This window comes from Planomicrobium okeanokoites, assembly GCF_003428875.1.
GTDB lineage: Bacteria > Bacillota > Bacilli > Bacillales_A > Planococcaceae > Planococcus > Planococcus okeanokoites.
Window position 1 is genome coordinate 1 of sequence record NZ_QQRS01000017.1, and the last position, 16,972, is coordinate 16,972.

18 protein-coding genes and 1 riboswitch are annotated in these 16,972 nt (G+C 46.4%); of the genes, 9 read left to right on the forward strand and 9 right to left on the reverse strand.

Features of this window, described 5'->3' with window-relative positions:
• Positions 1 to 25: 25 nt before the first annotated feature.
• Positions 26 to 481, reverse strand: a complete 456-nt coding sequence (locus tag D2910_RS16160) for a hypothetical protein (protein ID WP_117314221.1) — start codon at positions 479 to 481, stop codon at positions 26 to 28.
• 145 nt (positions 482 to 626) lie between these two features.
• Here D2910_RS16160 and D2910_RS16165 point away from each other — a divergent pair, with 145 nt between their 5' ends.
• Complete coding sequence (locus D2910_RS16165; protein ID WP_117314222.1) at positions 627 to 989, forward strand: VOC family protein; 363 nt, start codon at positions 627 to 629, stop codon at positions 987 to 989.
• Positions 990 to 1,084: 95 nt separating this feature from the next.
• Here D2910_RS16165 and D2910_RS16170 read toward each other — a convergent pair whose 3' ends face one another.
• Both D2910_RS16170 and D2910_RS16175 read right to left on the reverse strand, forming a co-directional pair.
• Positions 1,085 to 1,729 carry a hypothetical protein gene (locus D2910_RS16170; protein WP_117314223.1) on the reverse strand — a complete coding sequence of 215 codons (645 nt, stop codon included), beginning with the start codon at positions 1,727 to 1,729 and terminating at the stop codon, positions 1,085 to 1,087.
• Between the two features lies 1 nt (position 1,730).
• The gene (locus tag D2910_RS16175) at positions 1,731 to 2,555 is read right to left on the reverse strand and encodes an ABC transporter ATP-binding protein (RefSeq protein ID WP_084244030.1); all 825 of its coding nucleotides are present in this window, start codon (positions 2,553 to 2,555) and stop codon (positions 1,731 to 1,733) included.
• A gap of 194 nt (positions 2,556 to 2,749) precedes the next feature.
• On the opposite strand from D2910_RS16175, the gene D2910_RS16180 reads away from it, so the two are divergent.
• Entirely contained in the window at positions 2,750 to 3,733 is a 984-nt protein-coding gene (locus tag D2910_RS16180; RefSeq protein ID WP_101802057.1) for an ABC transporter substrate-binding protein, read from the forward strand.
• Positions 3,733 to 5,694: an iron ABC transporter permease gene (locus D2910_RS16185; protein WP_117314224.1), complete on the forward strand. Its 1,962-nt coding sequence runs from the start codon at positions 3,733 to 3,735 to the stop codon at positions 5,692 to 5,694. The genes D2910_RS16180 and D2910_RS16185 overlap by 1 nt, the downstream gene beginning before the upstream one ends.
• Positions 5,695 to 5,905: 211 nt before the next feature.
• Here D2910_RS16185 and hmpA read toward each other — a convergent pair whose 3' ends face one another.
• Complete coding sequence (hmpA, locus tag D2910_RS16190) at positions 5,906 to 7,081, reverse strand: NO-inducible flavohemoprotein (protein ID WP_117314225.1); 1,176 nt, start codon at positions 7,079 to 7,081, stop codon at positions 5,906 to 5,908.
• Between the two features lie 239 nt (positions 7,082 to 7,320).
• Here hmpA and D2910_RS16195 point away from each other — a divergent pair, with 239 nt between their 5' ends.
• Entirely contained in the window at positions 7,321 to 7,758 is a 438-nt protein-coding gene (locus tag D2910_RS16195) for an RrF2 family transcriptional regulator (RefSeq protein ID WP_084246755.1), read from the forward strand.
• Between the two features lie 35 nt (positions 7,759 to 7,793).
• Here the strand turns inward: D2910_RS16195 and D2910_RS16200 are convergent, their stop codons facing one another.
• Together D2910_RS16200 and D2910_RS16205 are read right to left on the reverse strand one after the other, a co-directional pair.
• A complete protein-coding gene (locus tag D2910_RS16200; protein ID WP_117314226.1) occupies positions 7,794 to 8,216 on the reverse strand; it encodes a pyridoxamine 5'-phosphate oxidase family protein in 423 nt (140 codons plus the stop codon).
• 119 nt (positions 8,217 to 8,335) lie between these two features.
• Complete coding sequence (locus D2910_RS16205) at positions 8,336 to 8,569, reverse strand: hypothetical protein (RefSeq protein WP_084244035.1); 234 nt, start codon at positions 8,567 to 8,569, stop codon at positions 8,336 to 8,338.
• A gap of 175 nt (positions 8,570 to 8,744) precedes the next feature.
• On the opposite strand from D2910_RS16205, the gene D2910_RS16210 reads away from it, so the two are divergent.
• Entirely contained in the window at positions 8,745 to 9,809 is a 1,065-nt protein-coding gene (locus D2910_RS16210; protein WP_205854622.1) for an STAS domain-containing protein, read from the forward strand.
• On the opposite strand, the gene pepT is transcribed toward D2910_RS16210, so the two are convergent.
• Both pepT and D2910_RS16220 read right to left on the reverse strand, forming a co-directional pair.
• Positions 9,725 to 10,942, reverse strand: a complete 1,218-nt coding sequence (gene pepT / locus D2910_RS16215; protein WP_117314227.1) for a peptidase T — start codon at positions 10,940 to 10,942, stop codon at positions 9,725 to 9,727. The two genes, D2910_RS16210 and pepT, sit on opposite strands and share 85 nt — an antisense overlap.
• A 129-nt stretch (positions 10,943 to 11,071) precedes the next feature.
• Complete coding sequence (locus D2910_RS16220; RefSeq protein ID WP_117314228.1) at positions 11,072 to 11,713, reverse strand: glycerol-3-phosphate acyltransferase; 642 nt, start codon at positions 11,711 to 11,713, stop codon at positions 11,072 to 11,074.
• Positions 11,714 to 11,847: 134 nt separating this feature from the next.
• Positions 11,848 to 11,963, forward strand: a riboswitch (SAM riboswitch).
• Positions 11,964 to 12,069: 106 nt separating this feature from the next.
• Here D2910_RS16220 and D2910_RS16225 point away from each other — a divergent pair.
• Positions 12,070 to 13,359, forward strand: coding sequence for an O-acetylhomoserine aminocarboxypropyltransferase/cysteine synthase family protein (locus D2910_RS16225; protein WP_117314229.1), 1,290 nt, complete (start codon positions 12,070 to 12,072; stop codon positions 13,357 to 13,359).
• Positions 13,360 to 13,370: 11 nt separating this feature from the next.
• Entirely contained in the window at positions 13,371 to 14,384 is a 1,014-nt protein-coding gene (metX, locus tag D2910_RS16230) for a homoserine O-acetyltransferase MetX (RefSeq protein ID WP_117314230.1), read from the forward strand.
• Positions 14,385 to 14,670: 286 nt separating this feature from the next.
• Here metX and D2910_RS16235 read toward each other — a convergent pair whose 3' ends face one another.
• Positions 14,671 to 14,901, reverse strand: coding sequence for a helix-turn-helix domain-containing protein (locus D2910_RS16235; protein WP_084244041.1), 231 nt, complete (start codon positions 14,899 to 14,901; stop codon positions 14,671 to 14,673).
• A 108-nt stretch (positions 14,902 to 15,009) separates the two neighbouring features.
• On the opposite strand from D2910_RS16235, the gene D2910_RS16240 reads away from it, so the two are divergent.
• Complete coding sequence (locus tag D2910_RS16240) at positions 15,010 to 15,894, forward strand: EamA family transporter (protein WP_117314231.1); 885 nt, start codon at positions 15,010 to 15,012, stop codon at positions 15,892 to 15,894.
• 381 nt (positions 15,895 to 16,275) lie between these two features.
• The gene (locus D2910_RS16245; protein ID WP_084244043.1) at positions 16,276 to 16,968 is read left to right on the forward strand and encodes a response regulator transcription factor; all 693 of its coding nucleotides are present in this window, start codon (positions 16,276 to 16,278) and stop codon (positions 16,966 to 16,968) included.
• Positions 16,969 to 16,972 lie beyond the last annotated feature (4 nt).

Sequence of the window (16,972 nt, forward strand, 5' to 3'; positions counted from 1 at the left end):
CCGCTTCACCTCTACTATAAAAAAATTAGTAGGATAAACCAATGCCTTGGTTCGTCCTACTAATCTTAGTATGTTTTATGTGGCTGCGGAATTCGTCGATCAGCTGTGCTGTTTGTTCATGCAATATGTAGTGGAAAGCGGAAAATCTTTCATTCGCGTCAATTGTTTTAAAATGTACAGAAGAGACATGGGTTTCAAGTAAATTAAAGCCATAATTATGTACACGATTAAAAACCAGATCCTTACCGGCACATTTGAAATAGCCGTTCTGGTAAGTCAGCAAGTGGAATTGTGCAGACACGAATAGAGCGTATTGCCTGAAGAAGTAGGAAACAGCCACACCACTGTTATCGGAACCGCTCCAGCGTTTCAACTCTTCAATGCGTGTTTCGGTATCACGCGATAGAGGCTTCGCTGGCAGGCGGTCAACCGCAACCGACTGGGATGCCAGCGTTATTTTTAACTGATCGGGAAATTGCATGCAGCCGCACTCCTTTTTCTTTTTATGCTACTGAAAAATGCGAGTAAATGCAAAGTGATAAGGGCAAGTTATAAAGATTGATAGTAAACAGCTCATTTCTTTTCAGAAGCTAATTAGGTAATCTAATGAAGAAAGGGGTGGGGGAATGGAATTTTCTATTGGAAAAATCGATCACATTCAAGTAGCGGCGCCAAAAGGGGGCGAAGCGGAAGCAATCGCTTTTTATAGCGGGATACTGGGCATGGAGGAAATCGAAAAACCGGAACCGCTGAAAGCAAGAGGGGGAGTCTGGTTTGGATTCGATGGATTTCAATTGCACGTCGGCATCGAAGAACCGTTTCATCCAGCCAAAAAAGCACATCCCGCTTTTAAGGTTTCCGGTTACGATAGTTTTCGGAGCCATTTGGAAGAGAAAAATATCACTGTCACCGTTGATGACAGCATCCCGGGCGTCGAACGATTTTTTGCAGCAGACCCCTTTGGCAACCGGCTTGAATTCCTGAAATAATTTCTATGGGTGTTCAAAGCCTTACTGTGATTATTCGACAGACTGCAAGCAGCCAAGCCAACCAAAAACGCTCCGCGGCAAGCGCCGCGAAGCGTTTATTTTTGCAGGGGGCAATATGGGCATTTATCGGTTTCCGGCAATTCTTTATACAAGCAGCAGGTAATACGCTTATAATCGGCTTTCGCTTCTTCAAAGCTGCGGCCGCCTAAAAACTGCCGGAAAAAAGATCTTTTCATTTCCGGCTGCCACAACTCATCTGTCATCAAAGCGGCAACGTCATCTTCCGCTTGTTTGCTGTCGAGCATGCCATACATCCAGATCATATAACCCCATAAATTTTCCCAAAGGATTATTTTGGAAACATGGCCTGCTTTGCTGAATGACCCGACCACCGGAAATGCAAATATTTTCAATACGGCTTCAAGATCGTCTTCACGTCGTTCACGGATAAAGCGTTCATCGACTGTGAAACTGATATTGCCTTCCGTATTTTCAAGATGGATTTCATCCAGAGGACCATCCCAGATTTTACCGTGTGCCAATAAATAGAACTGTGCTGTAATGAAAAAACCGAAGCGCCTCATGAAGATAGACGCAGCTACTGCTTCACTTGGTGCTCCGGTTGTGTGAACGATTTCTTTCATAAGCTCCGGATGACGGTCTGCCGATGCTTCACTCATATTCATAAAGCCATAAGCACCGTTTCGGACTTTTACCTGGAAAAGCTCAAGTTCTTCCATATTAAGATCCCAGCGCTTCACGAATTTCAGGGACGATGCAGCGGCCTCTGCCGAATGGCACGCAATGTGGTGTTCCGAAAAGCGGGTCTTTTGAAACCTGGCATTCCATTCCGAAAACGGAACGGACAAGGTCACAGCTGATGACATTTTCAGGCGTTCCCTGGCCAAACACTTCGCCGTCTTTGATGGCAATGATGTTGTGGGCATAACGGGAAGCAAGGTTCAAATCATGCAGCACCATGATGATTGTGCGCCCGTGCATTTCATTTAATTCGAATAAAAGATCCAAAATCTCGATTTGATGGGTCATATCCAAAAATGTGGTTGGCTCATCAAGGAGTATGACGTCAGTGTCCTGTGCAAGCGTCATTGCAATCCATGCGCGCTGGCGCTGGCCACCGGATAGTTCATCCACCGGTTTGTCGCGGAATTCGTCGACACGGGTAGCTTTCATCGCAGCTTCCACTTTCTCTGTGTCTTCTTCCGTCCAGCGTTTCAACCATGATTGGTGTGGATAACGGCCTTGCTTGACCAAATCGTGTACTGTCAATCCTTCCGGTGAAACCGGCGATTGGGGAAGGATTCCCATTTTCTTCGCGACTTCCCGGGATGACATCTTATGAACTTCCTTGCCTTCGAGCAGAATTGAACCTTCCTGCGGTTTCAGCAAACGGGCGATCGAGCGCAAAAGCGTCGATTTCCCACAGCCATTACTTCCCACAAAAACAGAAATTTCACCACGCGGTATAGAGAGGTTCAAGTTCTCAAATAGAAGTTTATCGTTGTATCCGATTGATAGGTCATTGGTTTTGACAGCCATAGTCATCGTTCAATTCCTCCACATCTTTAGCCATAAATCTAACTGATAGGTTTTCTCAATATCCTAACTATATCATAAATTAATGATAAGTGAGAATGATTTTCATTATTTATGTGAACTTTTCCTTTACAAATGTGACAAGAAGTCCTAGAATAAGGACGTATTGAGAATCGTTATCAAATAACCATGGAGGTTACAACATGAAAAAATGGACATTATTTTTACTTGCAGCACTTATGCTTGTCTTGGCGGCTTGTTCGTCAGGGGAAGAAGATACATCAACTGAAACTGAAACTGAAGACGGGGGAGACCCGGTTACGATACAGGGCACAAATGGTGAAGTGACGCTGGACGAACCTGCTAAGAAAGTTGTAGTTCTGGAATGGACCTACGCTGAAGATTTATTGGCGGTAGGCGTACAGCCTGCAGGAATGGCTGACATTGAATCATATGGTGATTATGTAAATATCGAACCTCAATTGGATGACACAGTCATCGATGTAGGCGGCCGCCAGGAACCGAACCTGGAAGCTATTGCAGAAATTGATCCTGATTTGATCATCGGAGTCGACTTCCGTCATACTGCGATGCTTGAAGAATTGGAACGCATTGCACCTACTGTCATCTTCAATCCGTATCCGGAAGATGAAAGCATCGATCTGTATCAGGAAATGGAAACGACGTTCCTTGAAATTGCCAAAGCTGTAGACAAAACAGAAGAGGCCGACCAGGTCCTTGCGGATCTTGAAGAAAAATATGAAGAAAGCGCAGCTGAAATCGAAGCAGCCGATCTTGAAACAAAGGATGTCATTTTGACACTTGCTTATTCAGGTCCGCAGGCGCCGGAGATTCGTGTATTCACACCAAACTCCATGGCTTCAATCATTCTTGAGCGCATCGGTTTGAATAATGTCCATGAACCCGAACAGTTCGAAGTTTTCGGTTCGAGCACTTTTAATGTGGAAGGATTGGTTCAGTATGAAGATGCCAATTACCTTTACACTGTTCCGGATGAAGATAATATCTACGAAAACCAGCTTGCCGGCAACGCAGTTTGGGAAAACCTGAATTTCGTCCAGGAAGGCCGCACATATGATTTAGGGCCGGACACTTGGTTATACGGCGGTCCATTATCCGCTGAAACATTGATGAACCAAATTACAGATGTGATGGTGAATAATTAATGCAAGGCAAACTGAAAGCGAAGTCCTTTGTCTCTTTGACAGGGGGCTTTTTCCTGCTTTTCGCGTTATCTGTCATCCATTTGACTCAGGGGCAGGCGGACTATTCCATAACGGATTTGCTGTCAGGTGTCTGGACTGAAGGACGGATCCAGGATATTGTCGTCAGTCTCCGATTGCCGAGGCTGGCAATCGGCATTTTGGCGGGCGGGGCGCTGGCTGTGTCCGGCGCAGTTTTGCAGACGCTGACGAATAATCCGCTTGCATCTCCCGGAACTCTCGGCATCAACGCCGGGGCATTCTTTTTCGTTGTGCTCAGCACGATTTTCTTTCCGGGCTTCATAGGCGGTTTTCCATTTGCTACAGCTTTAGTGGGTGCCGTCGTATCTTCGTTGCTGGTCATCGGGCTTGCGGGCAAGCAGATGGACCCGGTGCGAGTGGCATTGACCGGTATGATCATTTCATTGCTGTTCGCGTCCATGACTGGCACGATGCAATTGCTTTTTGAAAATGAAACCAATGGACTCTTCTTATGGGGGTCCGGCACTTTGGTGCAATTGAACTGGGGAGGCGTGCAATTTGCAGCGCCTGTCATACTGGTTACATTTGCTGCTGTTCTGCTGCTCGCCAAGCCGATGGATATTTTGTCACTGGGTGAAGATATAGCTTCCTCACTCGGCCAAAATGTCCGCCTGGTAAAACTGGCGGCATGGGGAACGGCCATCGTTTTAGCAGCAACAACTGTAAGTGTTGTCGGACCCATCGGATTTATCGGGTTGATGGCTCCGCATATCGTCCGTATGATGGGCATCCGCGGGCATCTCCAAATATTAATCCACTCATTTTTGTGGGGAAGCGTCATGCTTATCGGAGCGGATGTTCTTGGACGCCTGATCCAGCCGGGGCAGGAAGTGCCCGCCGGAGCCATGACGGCACTGATCGGCGGACCGTGGTTATTGTATCTGGCATGGAAAACGGCCAGGTCCATGAAACGCGGTGAACTCCAGATGGGCGGCACCACCAAACCGGTCCGTTTGAAAATGCTGGTCCCGATTCTTTTGGCGGCGATCATCATCGTCACCACTTTAGCATTAAGCTTCAACGGCAGTGCCTGGAACTTCGACTGGCTTTCACCGGTCGTCTGGGAATTCCGGGTGCCGCGTGTATTGACAGCCTTTATCGTCGGCGTCATGCTGGCGATCACGGGTGTGATCCTGCAAGGGGTGCTCAGAAACCCACTGGCTGATGCAAGCGTACTCGGCGTAACATCAATGGGTGGAGCAGGTGCGATGCTCCTGTTGGTCGTATTTCCGGCAATTCCACCGGCGTTCCTGCCGCTTGGTGCGACACTCGGTGCTTCGCTTGCGCTAGGCATCATTTTGCTGACAGCCTGGAAAAATAATTTCCAGCCGATGCTGGTCGCTTTGATGGGAATCGCCATTTCGGCATTCGGTTCCGCAGCAACTCAAATTCTTGTTGTCAAAGCGAAGCTTGCGGTTGCAAGCGCGTTAGTCTGGCTGTCCGGAAGCACATACGCTAAGGGCTGGGATGATGTTCAATTTGCGCTGATCCTGTTTGCATTGTTCATCTGGCCGGCTGTCTACATCACGCGCAGCCTTGATACATTGACCTTCGGGGATGATGTAGCGGCAGGCCTCGGCTTGAATATCCGTTCAACCCGCGTCTGGGCACTTGTTGTGGGTGTAGCAATATCCACCGCCGCAGTTTCGATTGTCGGAACGATCGGCTTCATCGGACTGGTGGCACCGCATATTGCGCGGCGGCTTGTCGGTTTCCGCCATTTGCCGCTCATGCTGTCTTCCGGTCTGATTGGCGGCTTGCTGCTTGTGACAGCCGATTTTATCGGCCGCACCTTGATTGCGCCAAATGACATTCCGAGTGGATTGATTGTCGCTTTGATCGGAACGCCTTATCTCTTGTATTTATTGAAAAAAATGAAATAGCAAAAAGGCCTGCCGATTTGGCAGGCCTTTTATTATGGAATCGAAAGTATAACTTTTGAAATTCAAATGATTCTTAAAAAGAGTGTTGCACTGTCCAGACTCCAGCGCCCAGATTCTCGGGTCATAAGCCACTTTGGCTGTGCGGCAAAGAACGCCGCTTCGCCAAATCGTCTTATGCCTTTCAAATCTAAACGGGCGCTTGCGCTTTTCTCTATTGCAGCGCCACTGCCGGTCCAAAGAATTCGAAATGGATCTGCTCATCGGTCATGCCAAGGGAGCGCAATTCGTTGATCATGCTTTCCATGAACGGAACAGGTCCGCAGACATACACTTCTCCTGTCACATCGACCATTTCTTCGAGAACTTCACGAGTGATGAATCCTTGCGGCTGATCAGAGTACAATGTTTTGTATTTTGCGTTGTCCATTGTATCCACATATTTTTGGATATCTTTATCGAACGCATGGAAACTTTCATTGCGGGCCGCGTGCAGGAAGGCTGTCGGCCGGTCAGGTGTCACTGTTGCGACCGTTTCAAACATACTCATCATCGGTGTGATGCCCACTCCGCCGCTGACAAATGCCACTGGCGATTTTTTCGCTGCATCCAGAACGAATTCCCCTGCCGGCGCGCTGACTTCGATGACATCTCCGACATTCACTTCGTCGTGCAGGTAAACGGATACCCGTCCGTTCGGATCGTTGTCACTTTCGCGTTTAACGGAAATGCGGAATTCATCGGACTTTGCTGCCTGAGAAAGGCTGTATTGGCGGTTGAATAAATGTTGTTCACCCGGAATAGTCAAACGGACTGAAATGTATTGCCCTGGTTCATAAGTTGGAACGTTCGAACCGTCAGCAGGTTTCAAGTAGAAAGAAGTGATATTGTCGCTTTCTTTTTCTTTTCTCGCTACAGTGAAGTTTTTAAAGAACTTCCAGCCATTTTCCTGGTTTTCCATTTTTTCATACATGCCTTGTTCTACACCGATGAACGCATCGGCGATCACACCGTATGCTTCAGCCCACGCATTGATGATTTCATCTGTTGCAGCGTCTCCCAAAACTTCTTTGATCGCTTTCAGCAGGTATTCACCGACAATCGGATAATGTTCTGGTTTGATGCCCAGGCTGACGTGTTTATGTGCAATTTGAACGACTGCCGGAAGAATCGCTTCCAAGTTATCGATATGCACCGCAGCCGCATAGACGGTATTTGCCAAAGCGGCTTGCTGGCGGCCTTGTTTCTGGTTGGCGTGGTTGAATATATTCAGCAGTTCCGGATGTGCTTCAAACATATTTTTGTAGAATACAGTTGTAATGGCGGTTCCGTGTTCTTCCAATACAGGGACAGTGGATTTGATGATTGCTTTTGTTTCTGTTGATAACATTTCAATCTCTCCTTTTGTTTTCTATAGTTTGACTATAAACCCACTCCACCTTTAAAGATATATTAAAAATACTTCTTTAATATTTTGGACACATTTGCTTTCACAGAAAAGACACATGAATAAAGCTGCTTTATTCTGCAGGCAGCTTCCTGTGTGAGGTTATTGCTTTTTGTCAGAATCAATTTCTTTCTTGTGACCTTTCCAATCGTTATAATAGATGTGCAGGGAAGGTGAAGATGATGAGGTTAACAATGTATACCGATTTCTCATTGCGTGTATTGATTTACCTTGGTGCCAAAGATCAGGATAAATTGACAACGATACAGGAAATTTCGGACGCTTATAATATATCGAAGAACCATTTGATGAAAGTGACTTTTGAACTTGGAAAAGCCGGCTTCATTCAAACCGTGAGAGGACGGGGCGGAGGCATACGTTTGGCGGATCTTCCTGAAAACATCAATGTAGGAACAGTCGTAAGGAAAATGGAAGACGACTTCCACCTCGTTGAATGTTTTGACAGAGAGCATAATCGTTGTCCGATTGCTCCAGTTTGTGGTCTGCGCGGTGTCTTGGGCAAAGCGCTTCATGCATATCTGGCCGTACTCGACGAATATACACTGGAAGATCTTCTTTTCAACAGGGAAGGGCTGCGGGAAATTTTGCAGCCCATATAAAAAAGCGGCTCATGAATTTGAGCCGCTTTTTCTTATTAGAGTTCAATATTTTGTGGTTCTTGCCCTTTTTTATTCATGAGACGCATGCGCGTCGGTTTAATGGCGATGAATAATAAATTCGGGTCATCGGGACCGCTGAACCAGCCGGACAGATGCTCATTCCATAATTCTTCCAGAAGCTGTTGGTCATCATGTTCAGACATCTCGCCCTCAATTTCAAGGAACGTGTCGCCTACACCATCACCTTCATATCCGAGTAAAACATGGGCGTGTGGATTTTTTTCGAGTTCATCGACCTTCTGCGTTTTTTTGCTGGTTGCCGTATACAAAGTGAATTCCTCATTAAAGAAAGTCATGTAGCGGGAATGGGGCTTGTTTTCGTTGATGGTTGCAAGCACCCCTACGTAATTTTCATCTAAAATCTTTAAAGCGGCTTCTTTCAACTCTTGCTGATCCATGAAATCACTCCTTTTAAATTTCTTATTCCTTTTTAAACTTCGGGTAAACATAGAGAAGATCCGTTAGTGCAACGGATCTTCTGTTTTTTGCTGTATTTGGCTTTTCAGGGAATGAAGGATCAAGATCCTGAAAATTTATCTTCGCTGGAAGAATCGCTTTTCGTTTCACGCGGATTTTTTTCTTCCTGCTGTTCCTGTTTAAGATCTTCCAAAGGAATGGTGTCAACATTCATTTCTTCTTCATGCATTTCGGATAGTGATTCTTTATCAGTTTTCGATTGTTCCGGATTGTCCATTGGAGCGCCCGTTCTTTCTTTGCGGTCATCTTCAGTAAAATGTTTTTTATCTGACATAATGGAACACCTCTTTCAGTTGGTCTTAACAATGTATTCCTGTTATTAAAACATTTAAAACATTGAGCAACTGTTTCAGAAAGTTTATAATTATTGGTCCCGGCACTAAGTGCTTTGGACTAAAGATGTTTAATTATATGGTAAAATAGAATCATTGGACGAGAGGAGTTTTTATATGGATACACAAGCTTCCATCAATGTGGGGGGACTTAGCTTTGAATGGGATCTCAAAAAAGGCAAATTCTTATTCGAAGGTCAGGATTCTGTCCTTTTTTGGACTTCCACAGCGATGAAAATGTTTTTTGATACGATAGAAGAAATAGCGGGGGAAGATGCAGCGGAAGTCGTAATGGAAACGACCGGATATCGTCAGGGAATAGTAGTGGGCGATTATTTTTCCGAAATGCAGAATGTGGAAATCGCAGAAGCGGCAGCACTGATTACCAATACATATGCCTCAGCGGGTTGGGGAGTAGCGGAGACGCGAAAGCTGAATATCGAACAGAAGACAGTGGAGGTCCACTTGAAAGACAGCTGGGAGCATGCCATTAATATCGCCCAGCATAAAAAGGTCGGCGGAAGATTCCTTCCAGCCCATTACGCCGGAATTTTCACCAAACTTTTTGGTGAAAATATATGGTATGACGTAGAGCATTTTCAATTGGAAGGTTTCAATGAAACGGTCATCCGCTATTTTCCTTCTGATGAAACCATAGAAGAAAACATTCACAGATTGGCACGTTCTAAAGAAGCGAAGCAAATCCGGCATCTGCAAAATCTGGTGGATGAAAAGACAGCTGAATTGACCATGCTGGTCAAAGAATTATCTTCACCGATCATTCCGGTGCTTGATGGCATTGTAGTGGTGCCGCTGCTTGGAACATATGATGAGGAACGGGCAGAGGAGCTGTTGATCAAAACATTGCAGAACCTGCCGACGTATAAAGCGAAGTACCTGGTTCTTGATCTGACCGGCCTGAACAATAATTTTACGCAGCAAGCTGCCGTGCTGATCGAAAAGCTCGGAGCCACAGCCGGACTCATCGGAACAGAAACGATCCTGGTGGGGATTTCACCCAAAATGATCAGATATTGGAAGTATAATTTCTTAACCCATAAGAAAAGCGCCCTAAAGTTCAGGGCGCTTTTTCTTGTTTATTTTTGTGTTTTAATGATTTCAACGATTAATTTAGTTGCCTTTTCCATATTCTCAGCGGATATGAATTCGTATTTGCCATGATAATTTTCTCCGCCAGTAAAAATATTCGGCGTCGGCATTCCCATATAGGAAAGCTGGGAGCCATCAGTGCCGCCGCGGACAGGTACGATGTTTGGCTCAATACCAAGTGTTTTCATGGCATTTTCAGCAGCGTCCACAATATGCATGACCGGCTCGATTTTTTCTCTCATATTGTAATACTGGTCTTCCAATTCCAATGTCAGTGCTTCTGCGCCGTATTGTTCCTGCAATTTTTCGGCTGTCTGCTGCATGTGCGATTTTTTCGTTTCGAATTTTTCTTTATCGAAGTCACGGATGATATAACTCAATACCGCTTGTTCCACGTCACCTTTAAAGCTGTTCAAATGAATGAACCCTTCGTAGCTTTCCGTTTTTTCAGGAACTTCATTTTCAGGCATGGCATTCTGGAATTGGATGGCGATGGTGGATGCGTTGACCATCTTGTCCTTTGCAGACCCTGGGTGGACGCTTTTTCCTTGGACAGTCAGTTTTCCTGCTGCGGCATTAAAGCTTTCGTATTGAAGTTCACCCAGCGGACCGCCGTCCATCGTGTAGGCGTATTCAGCGCCGAAGCGTTCAACATCGAATTTATGCGGACCGCGTCCGATTTCCTCATCCGGTGTAAAAGCGACGCGGATTTTGCCGTGTTCAATTTCAGGATGCTGGACGAGATATTCCATCGCTGTCATTATTTCAGCGACACCGGCTTTATTGTCAGCGCCGAGAAGAGTCGTGCCGTCTGTCGTAATCAGTGTATGGCCGACATAATTCTGCAGATCCGGAAAATCTTTGACTGTCATCGCAACTGAATCACTGAGTGGAATATCTTTTCCATCATAATTATCGATGCGCTGCGGATTGACGTTTTTGCCTGTAAAGTCAGTAGCCGTATCGACGTGGGCAAGAAAGCCGATTACCGGAAGTTCTCTATCTGAAGTGGCTGGAAGCGTGCCGAAAAGATAGCCGTGATCGTCCATTGAGACTTCTTCCAGGCCGATTTCATTCATTTCCTTTTCCAATTCACGCAGCAGATCCCACTGTCCTGGAGTGGATGGTGTTTCGTGGTTTTCAAAATTGGATTGTGTATCTATTTTTGCATAGCGGATCAATCGTTCGATCAAGGTTTCAATCATGTATAAAGACCTCCTGGAGTATGTACTGGCTCTATTTTACCACGAATGAAAAGAATAGAGGAAATCTGAAAAAGCTGCCTGCCTCAATTTGGGATCGGCAGCAATTTTCTTTTGTCCAATCTCCAGAGCTTAACGGGCGCTTGCGCTTTTCTTCCGCAATACAGCTGAGACCTTGTTTTCGGTGCCGTCTTTTATGCGGCGGATATTTTCGAGATGCTTCAAAAACGCCATCGCAATCAAGGCAAGTGCTATAACATATGGCCAAAAGCCGTCTGCCGGCCAGAAGGCGATCAGAAGAAAAACGGCATATAAAGCAAGTACGCCAATGACCAGGTAATTGGTCGCTATGGCGATCACGATAAGCAGAGCGAGACCGAGCAGTCCAAGTTGCCAGTCGAGTGCGATCATGACCCCGATAACAGCGGCGGTGCCTTTGCCGCCATTGAACTTCATATAGAAGGGGAAGTTATGGCCAAGCACTACCCCGGCCGCGATAAAGAATAAAATCGCCCATACTGTCTCAGCAGGCAGGCTGCTGTTTCCCAAAAACAACCGCATCGCGAGAACTGCCGCAAATCCTTTGAAAATATCAAGAAATGCGACCAGTGCCCCGTACTTCCAGCCAAGAACGATTGCCGCATTGGATGCGCCGGAGTTTTTGACGCCTGCTGACTTGATGTTGGTGCCGGATAATAATTGCGCGACAAGGGAGCCGTGAAGGCAACCGATCAAATAACCTGCTATAAGTGCGGAAAAAATCCAGAGAGTCATAATTTACCCCTGCCTTTCTTAAATAGTAAACGTATGAACGGAGATAAAGTTTCAAAATTATCCGACAAGCTCCTTGACAAAATATCGTATCATTATTTATACTTCTCAACAAGATGGAAAACTGAATCTGAATACTCTTATCAAGAGTGGCGGAGGGACTAGGCCCTGCGATGCCCGGCAACCACCAAGCAACCCAGCTTGGAAAGGTGCTAATTCCTACAGACTGGAACGACAGTCTGGCAGATGAGAGGAGGAAACTCCGTGTATAACGGCCCTCTTCTAATTAGAAGGGGGCCTTTTTCTATTCCCTCATCTACATTAAGATCCATCTACTAAAATTAATGGAGGAATGAAAAATGACAAAATTCAAAGCAGAAACAAACTTACTTCACGGAGGCCAGCAGCCGGATCCGGTGACAGGCTCAAGGGCGGTTCCCATCCATAAAACGACATCATATGTATTCCGTGACACTGAACATGCGCAGAATCTGTTCGGATTGAAAGAGGCAGGAAATATTTACTCACGTATCATGAATCCGACGGTGGATGTATTTGAACAGCGTGTTGCGCTTCTTGAAGGCGGGACAGCGGCAGTTGCCCTGTCTTCGGGAATGGCGGCTATCGCGTTTTCCATTCTGAATATCGCGGAAGCGGGGGATGAAGTTGTTGCCGACAGCAATCTTTATGGGGGCACGTATAACTTATTCGCCAACACGCTGCCGCGTTACGGCATCACTGTCAAATTCATCGACGGCGCTGACCCTGAAAATTTCCGTTCGGCTGTAACCGACCGGACGAAAGCTTTCTTCGGCGAAACAATCGGCAATCCGAGCCTGAATGTATTCGATGTGGAGAAGGTTGCAGCAATTGCGCATGAATTCAATATTCCTTTATTGATTGATAATACATTCGCTTCTCCATACGGCAGCAATCCGATCGCGTTTGGAGCGGATGTTGTCATCCATTCAGCAACCAAATGGATTGGCGGCCACGGCACAACGATCGGCGGTATCGCGGTGGATGGCGGCAAGTTCAATTGGAATCATGAAAGATTTCCGAATTACACAGAGCCTGACGACAGCTACCACGGCATCCGCTATGGAATAGACGCGGAAGGCGCGTCATTTGCAACCAAATTGCGCGTTCAATTATTGCGTGATTTTGGCCCATCGCTCAGCCCGGACAGTGCCCACGCATTTTTACAGGGGCTGGAAACATTGCATTTGCGTCTGCCGAAACACAGCAGCAACGCGGGAATCATCGCTGACTACCTTAAAAATCACCCGCAGGTCGAATGGGTGAATTATATCGGCTTCGAAGATCATCCCTCTCACGGCTTAGCGAAAAAATATTTGAAAGATACATTCGGTTCCATCGTGAACTTCGGCATCAAGGGCGGCAGGGAAGCAGGCCGGAAAGTGATCGATGGTGTCGGTTTATGGTCTCATGTGGCGAATGTCGGGGATGCCAAATCACTGATCATCCATCCAGCTTCCACGACGCATCAGCAATTAAGCGCGGAAGGATTGGAGCAGTCGGGAGTCACTGAAGAACTGATCCGCTTGTCGGTCGGCTTGGAAAATCCTGAAGATTTGATTGCTGATCTGGAACAGGCTATTAAAGCGGCAGCAGTCCAGGAAGTATAGGAGGAGAAAATATGGGGACAGTATCCATCGGAAACTTAGTGTTGGAATCGGGCCATGTGCTGGAAGGGGCGGAATTGGCGTATGAGCGAAGCGGTGATCCTGCTGCTCCGGTCATCCTGATCTGCCATGCGCTTACCGGGGATCAATATGCTGTCGGCAATGCAGAACATCCGGGGTGGTGGAGCGGCTTGGCCGGTCCTGGCAAAGCTTTGGATAGCGCCGAATTCCAGATAATCACTTTCAATGTGCTGGGTGGCTGCAATGGATCCACAGGTCCACTCTCCTTGAATCCGGTTACCGGCAAAACGTATCGATCAGATTTCCCATTGCTGACCATAAAGGATATGGTGCATGCCGAATATCTGGCATTAAAAAAACTGGGCATCACCAAACTGAAAGCTGTAATCGGTGGTTCGCTCGGCGGTATGAAAGCACTCCAATGGGGTGCGCTTTATCCGTACTTCACGGAATCCATCATTCCGCTCGCTGTGACTCCGGCTTTCAGCGGGTATGCATTAGCGTTCAACCACTTGGCAATCCAGGCTATCGAGAATGACTCCGTGTTCCGAAACGGCTATTACGAAGGATCCTCTGATTTTAAAGGGTTTCATTTGGCAAGAACTGTCGGCATGATCAGTTACAGGAGCGGGAAACTGTTCAATGACCGTTTCGGACGCTCCACAAATGAAAAAAAATTTGAAGTCGAAGCTTATTTGGATTATCAGGGACAGAAGCTGGCTCGGCGGTTCGACGCCAATAGCTACCTGATTTTGCTTAAAGCCATGAATAGCCATGATGTGGAGCAACAAAGAATAAGCGTACCGATATTTTCTGTTTCGTATACTAATGATTTGCTTTATCCCGCAGATCTTATGATTCCTTGGCTGGAAGAGCAGGAAGAGGCCAAGTGGAAAATTGTTGATACTGATTTCGGGCATGATGGATTTTTAAAGGAGTTCGGGAAGTGGAGCGGAGCTGTCCGGGAATTTTTACACGAAGATCAGCGGGTAAGAGCCGCACGATAATAAATGGAACAAGAAAAGCATCCCGCTTTTAGGATGCTTTTTCTTGTTCTAAATAATTTAGAGGTTCCGCTTTTCGGTGTCCAGACTCCAGCGGCCCAGCTCTTCGGGTCATAAGTCATATCAGCTGCGAAGACATTAGCCGACGCTTGCGAGGCTAAGTCTTTGCGACGAAGCAGCGAAGCGATGCAGGAGCATGGTTTAAACTGCCCTCTTGCATTAGCAATACAACTGTCTTCACTGATCTGTCTTATGCCTTTCAGAGCTGAACGGGCGCTGTCGCTTTTCTTTAGTCTTCATCCTTAATATCCACATCATCCGGAATTGGTGTCGCTTTCCATTCCTCAAGCTGCTGCTTGGCGAGTTCCAGCTGTTGAAAATGTGTTTCGAACTGAGAGGTGTTGACCATGTATTGTTCTCCATCGTGCACTGCTTTGATACGTCCTTCGAGTATATAGCGGTTAATTTGCTCTTGCGGCATGGACAAATAAGCAGCAGTTTCCGGGACTGTCATATACATTCGATCGCCTCCTCTTTTTCTTTTATTATAATCCCTGAAGAGCAGTATCTCAAACGATTGAAATAATGGTATGGTATTTGATATAACTGGGAATTCGAGGTGCAAAACATGAATGCAACACCATACATAATAGTGCTGGTTGCTGCGATGCTCTGGGGCACGACCGGCACAGCACAAAATTTTATAGCAGGGGAAGCGCATCCGCTGACAATCGGTGCATTCCGGTTGATGATTGGCGGTTTTTCACTGCTTCTTTTTACATTAATAACGAAAAGTTTCATTGTTCGCAACGTTTCATGGCCGGCTGTCCTTGTTTCAGCAGCCAGTATGGCTTTATTTCAACCGTTATTCTTTTCGTCTGTTCAATTGACCGGCATCGCAATCGGTACTGTCGTGGCAATCGGAAGTGCGCCGGTGCTGGCAGGATTGATTGAATGGCTTTTTTTGAAAAGGCGTCCTGATCGCGTTTGGACTACGGCGACGATGCTGTCGATCATCGGCTGTATTTTGCTGTTCGCCAATAAAGGCGCTGCGGAAGTTGATGCGCTGGGTGTAGCAATGGCTCTTGGTGCTGGACTTGCGTTTGCGTTGTATGCCATTGCCAGCAAGAGTGTCCTGGAATCGATGGAGGCGGTGCCGGCAGTGGCGCTCATTTTTTCAGTTGCCGCTGTATTCCTGATTCCTTCATTATTCTTTTTTGACATTTCCTATATGTTGATTCCGGGAGATGCTGGAATCATCTTTTATCTTGGTTTTGCCACTACAAGTCTTGCCTATATATTATTTTCAAAAGGATTGAAGAAAATACCATCATCATCAGCCGTTACCCTATCTTTGGCAGAACCGCTTACTGCTTCGATACTCGGTGTGCTGGTGGTGGGTGAAGTCCTGAGCGGGCTTTCGTGGACAGGTGTTGTTCTGCTGCTCGGCGGTATTTTGGTTCTGACGATGGGAAAGAAAAGAAAAGCTGAAGACAATTATGAGTTTTCTTAATGAATGACAAATTATCACTGATTAGTTTTAAGGAGCTTAAAAGGAGTTTTTCTGTGTCTAGACTCCAACTGCCCAGCTCTTCGGGTCATAAGCCAGCCCAGCTGCCGTGGCAAGGAACGCCACTCTGCTGTTCTGTCTTATGCCTTTCAGAGCTTAACGGGCGTTGTCGCTTTTCTACTGTCCAGACTCCAGCGGCCCAGCTCTTCGGGTCATAAGCCAGCCCAGCTGCCGTGGCAAGGAACGCCACTCTGCTGTTCTGCCTTATGCCTTTCAGAGCTTAACGGGCGCTTGCGCTTTTCTTAAGAATTTCTTCACTTTTATCCTAATATAGGCTTAAGATTTAAACTTTATGATGAGTATAGTTAGAAAAGAGGCGATGATATGACGCAATTTACGGTATTGGTGACAGATGACGACCAGGACATTCGGGATGGCATTGAAATTTACTTGAAAAATGAAGGTTACCGCGTCTTGAAGGCTGAAAACGGTGAGAAGGCGATCGAGCTATTGGAATCCAATGAAGTGCATGTCATTATTCTCGATATTATGATGCCGCGGCTGGATGGGATTTCGGCTACTTTTAAAATAAGGGAACAGCGTAATATCCCGATCATCATGCTCAGCGCTAAAGCGGAGGATTCGGATAAGATACATGGCTTATCAGTGGGAGCGGACGATTATGTAACCAAACCTTTTCATCCGATGGAATTGGTGGCAAGGGTCAAATCTCAACTCAGACGTTACGTGAGCCTCGGTACTTACCAGGATAAGTCACAGCGTATTGAAATCGATGGCCTTGTCTTGGATTCGGATGCGAAAGAAGTATTGCTCCACGGAGATACGGTGAAATTGACGCCGATTGAATTCAAAATCACTGAACTGCTGATGGTGAATGCGGGCCGTGTGTTTTCGATCCGCGATATTTATGAAAGAGTATGGAATGAACCAGCTTACAACGCGGAAAACATTGTTGCTGTCCACATACGGAAAATCCGCGAAAAAATTGAGACTGATCCAAAAAATCCAAGATATCTGAAGGTGGTGTGGGGCATTGGCTACAAAATTGAGAAATGATCTT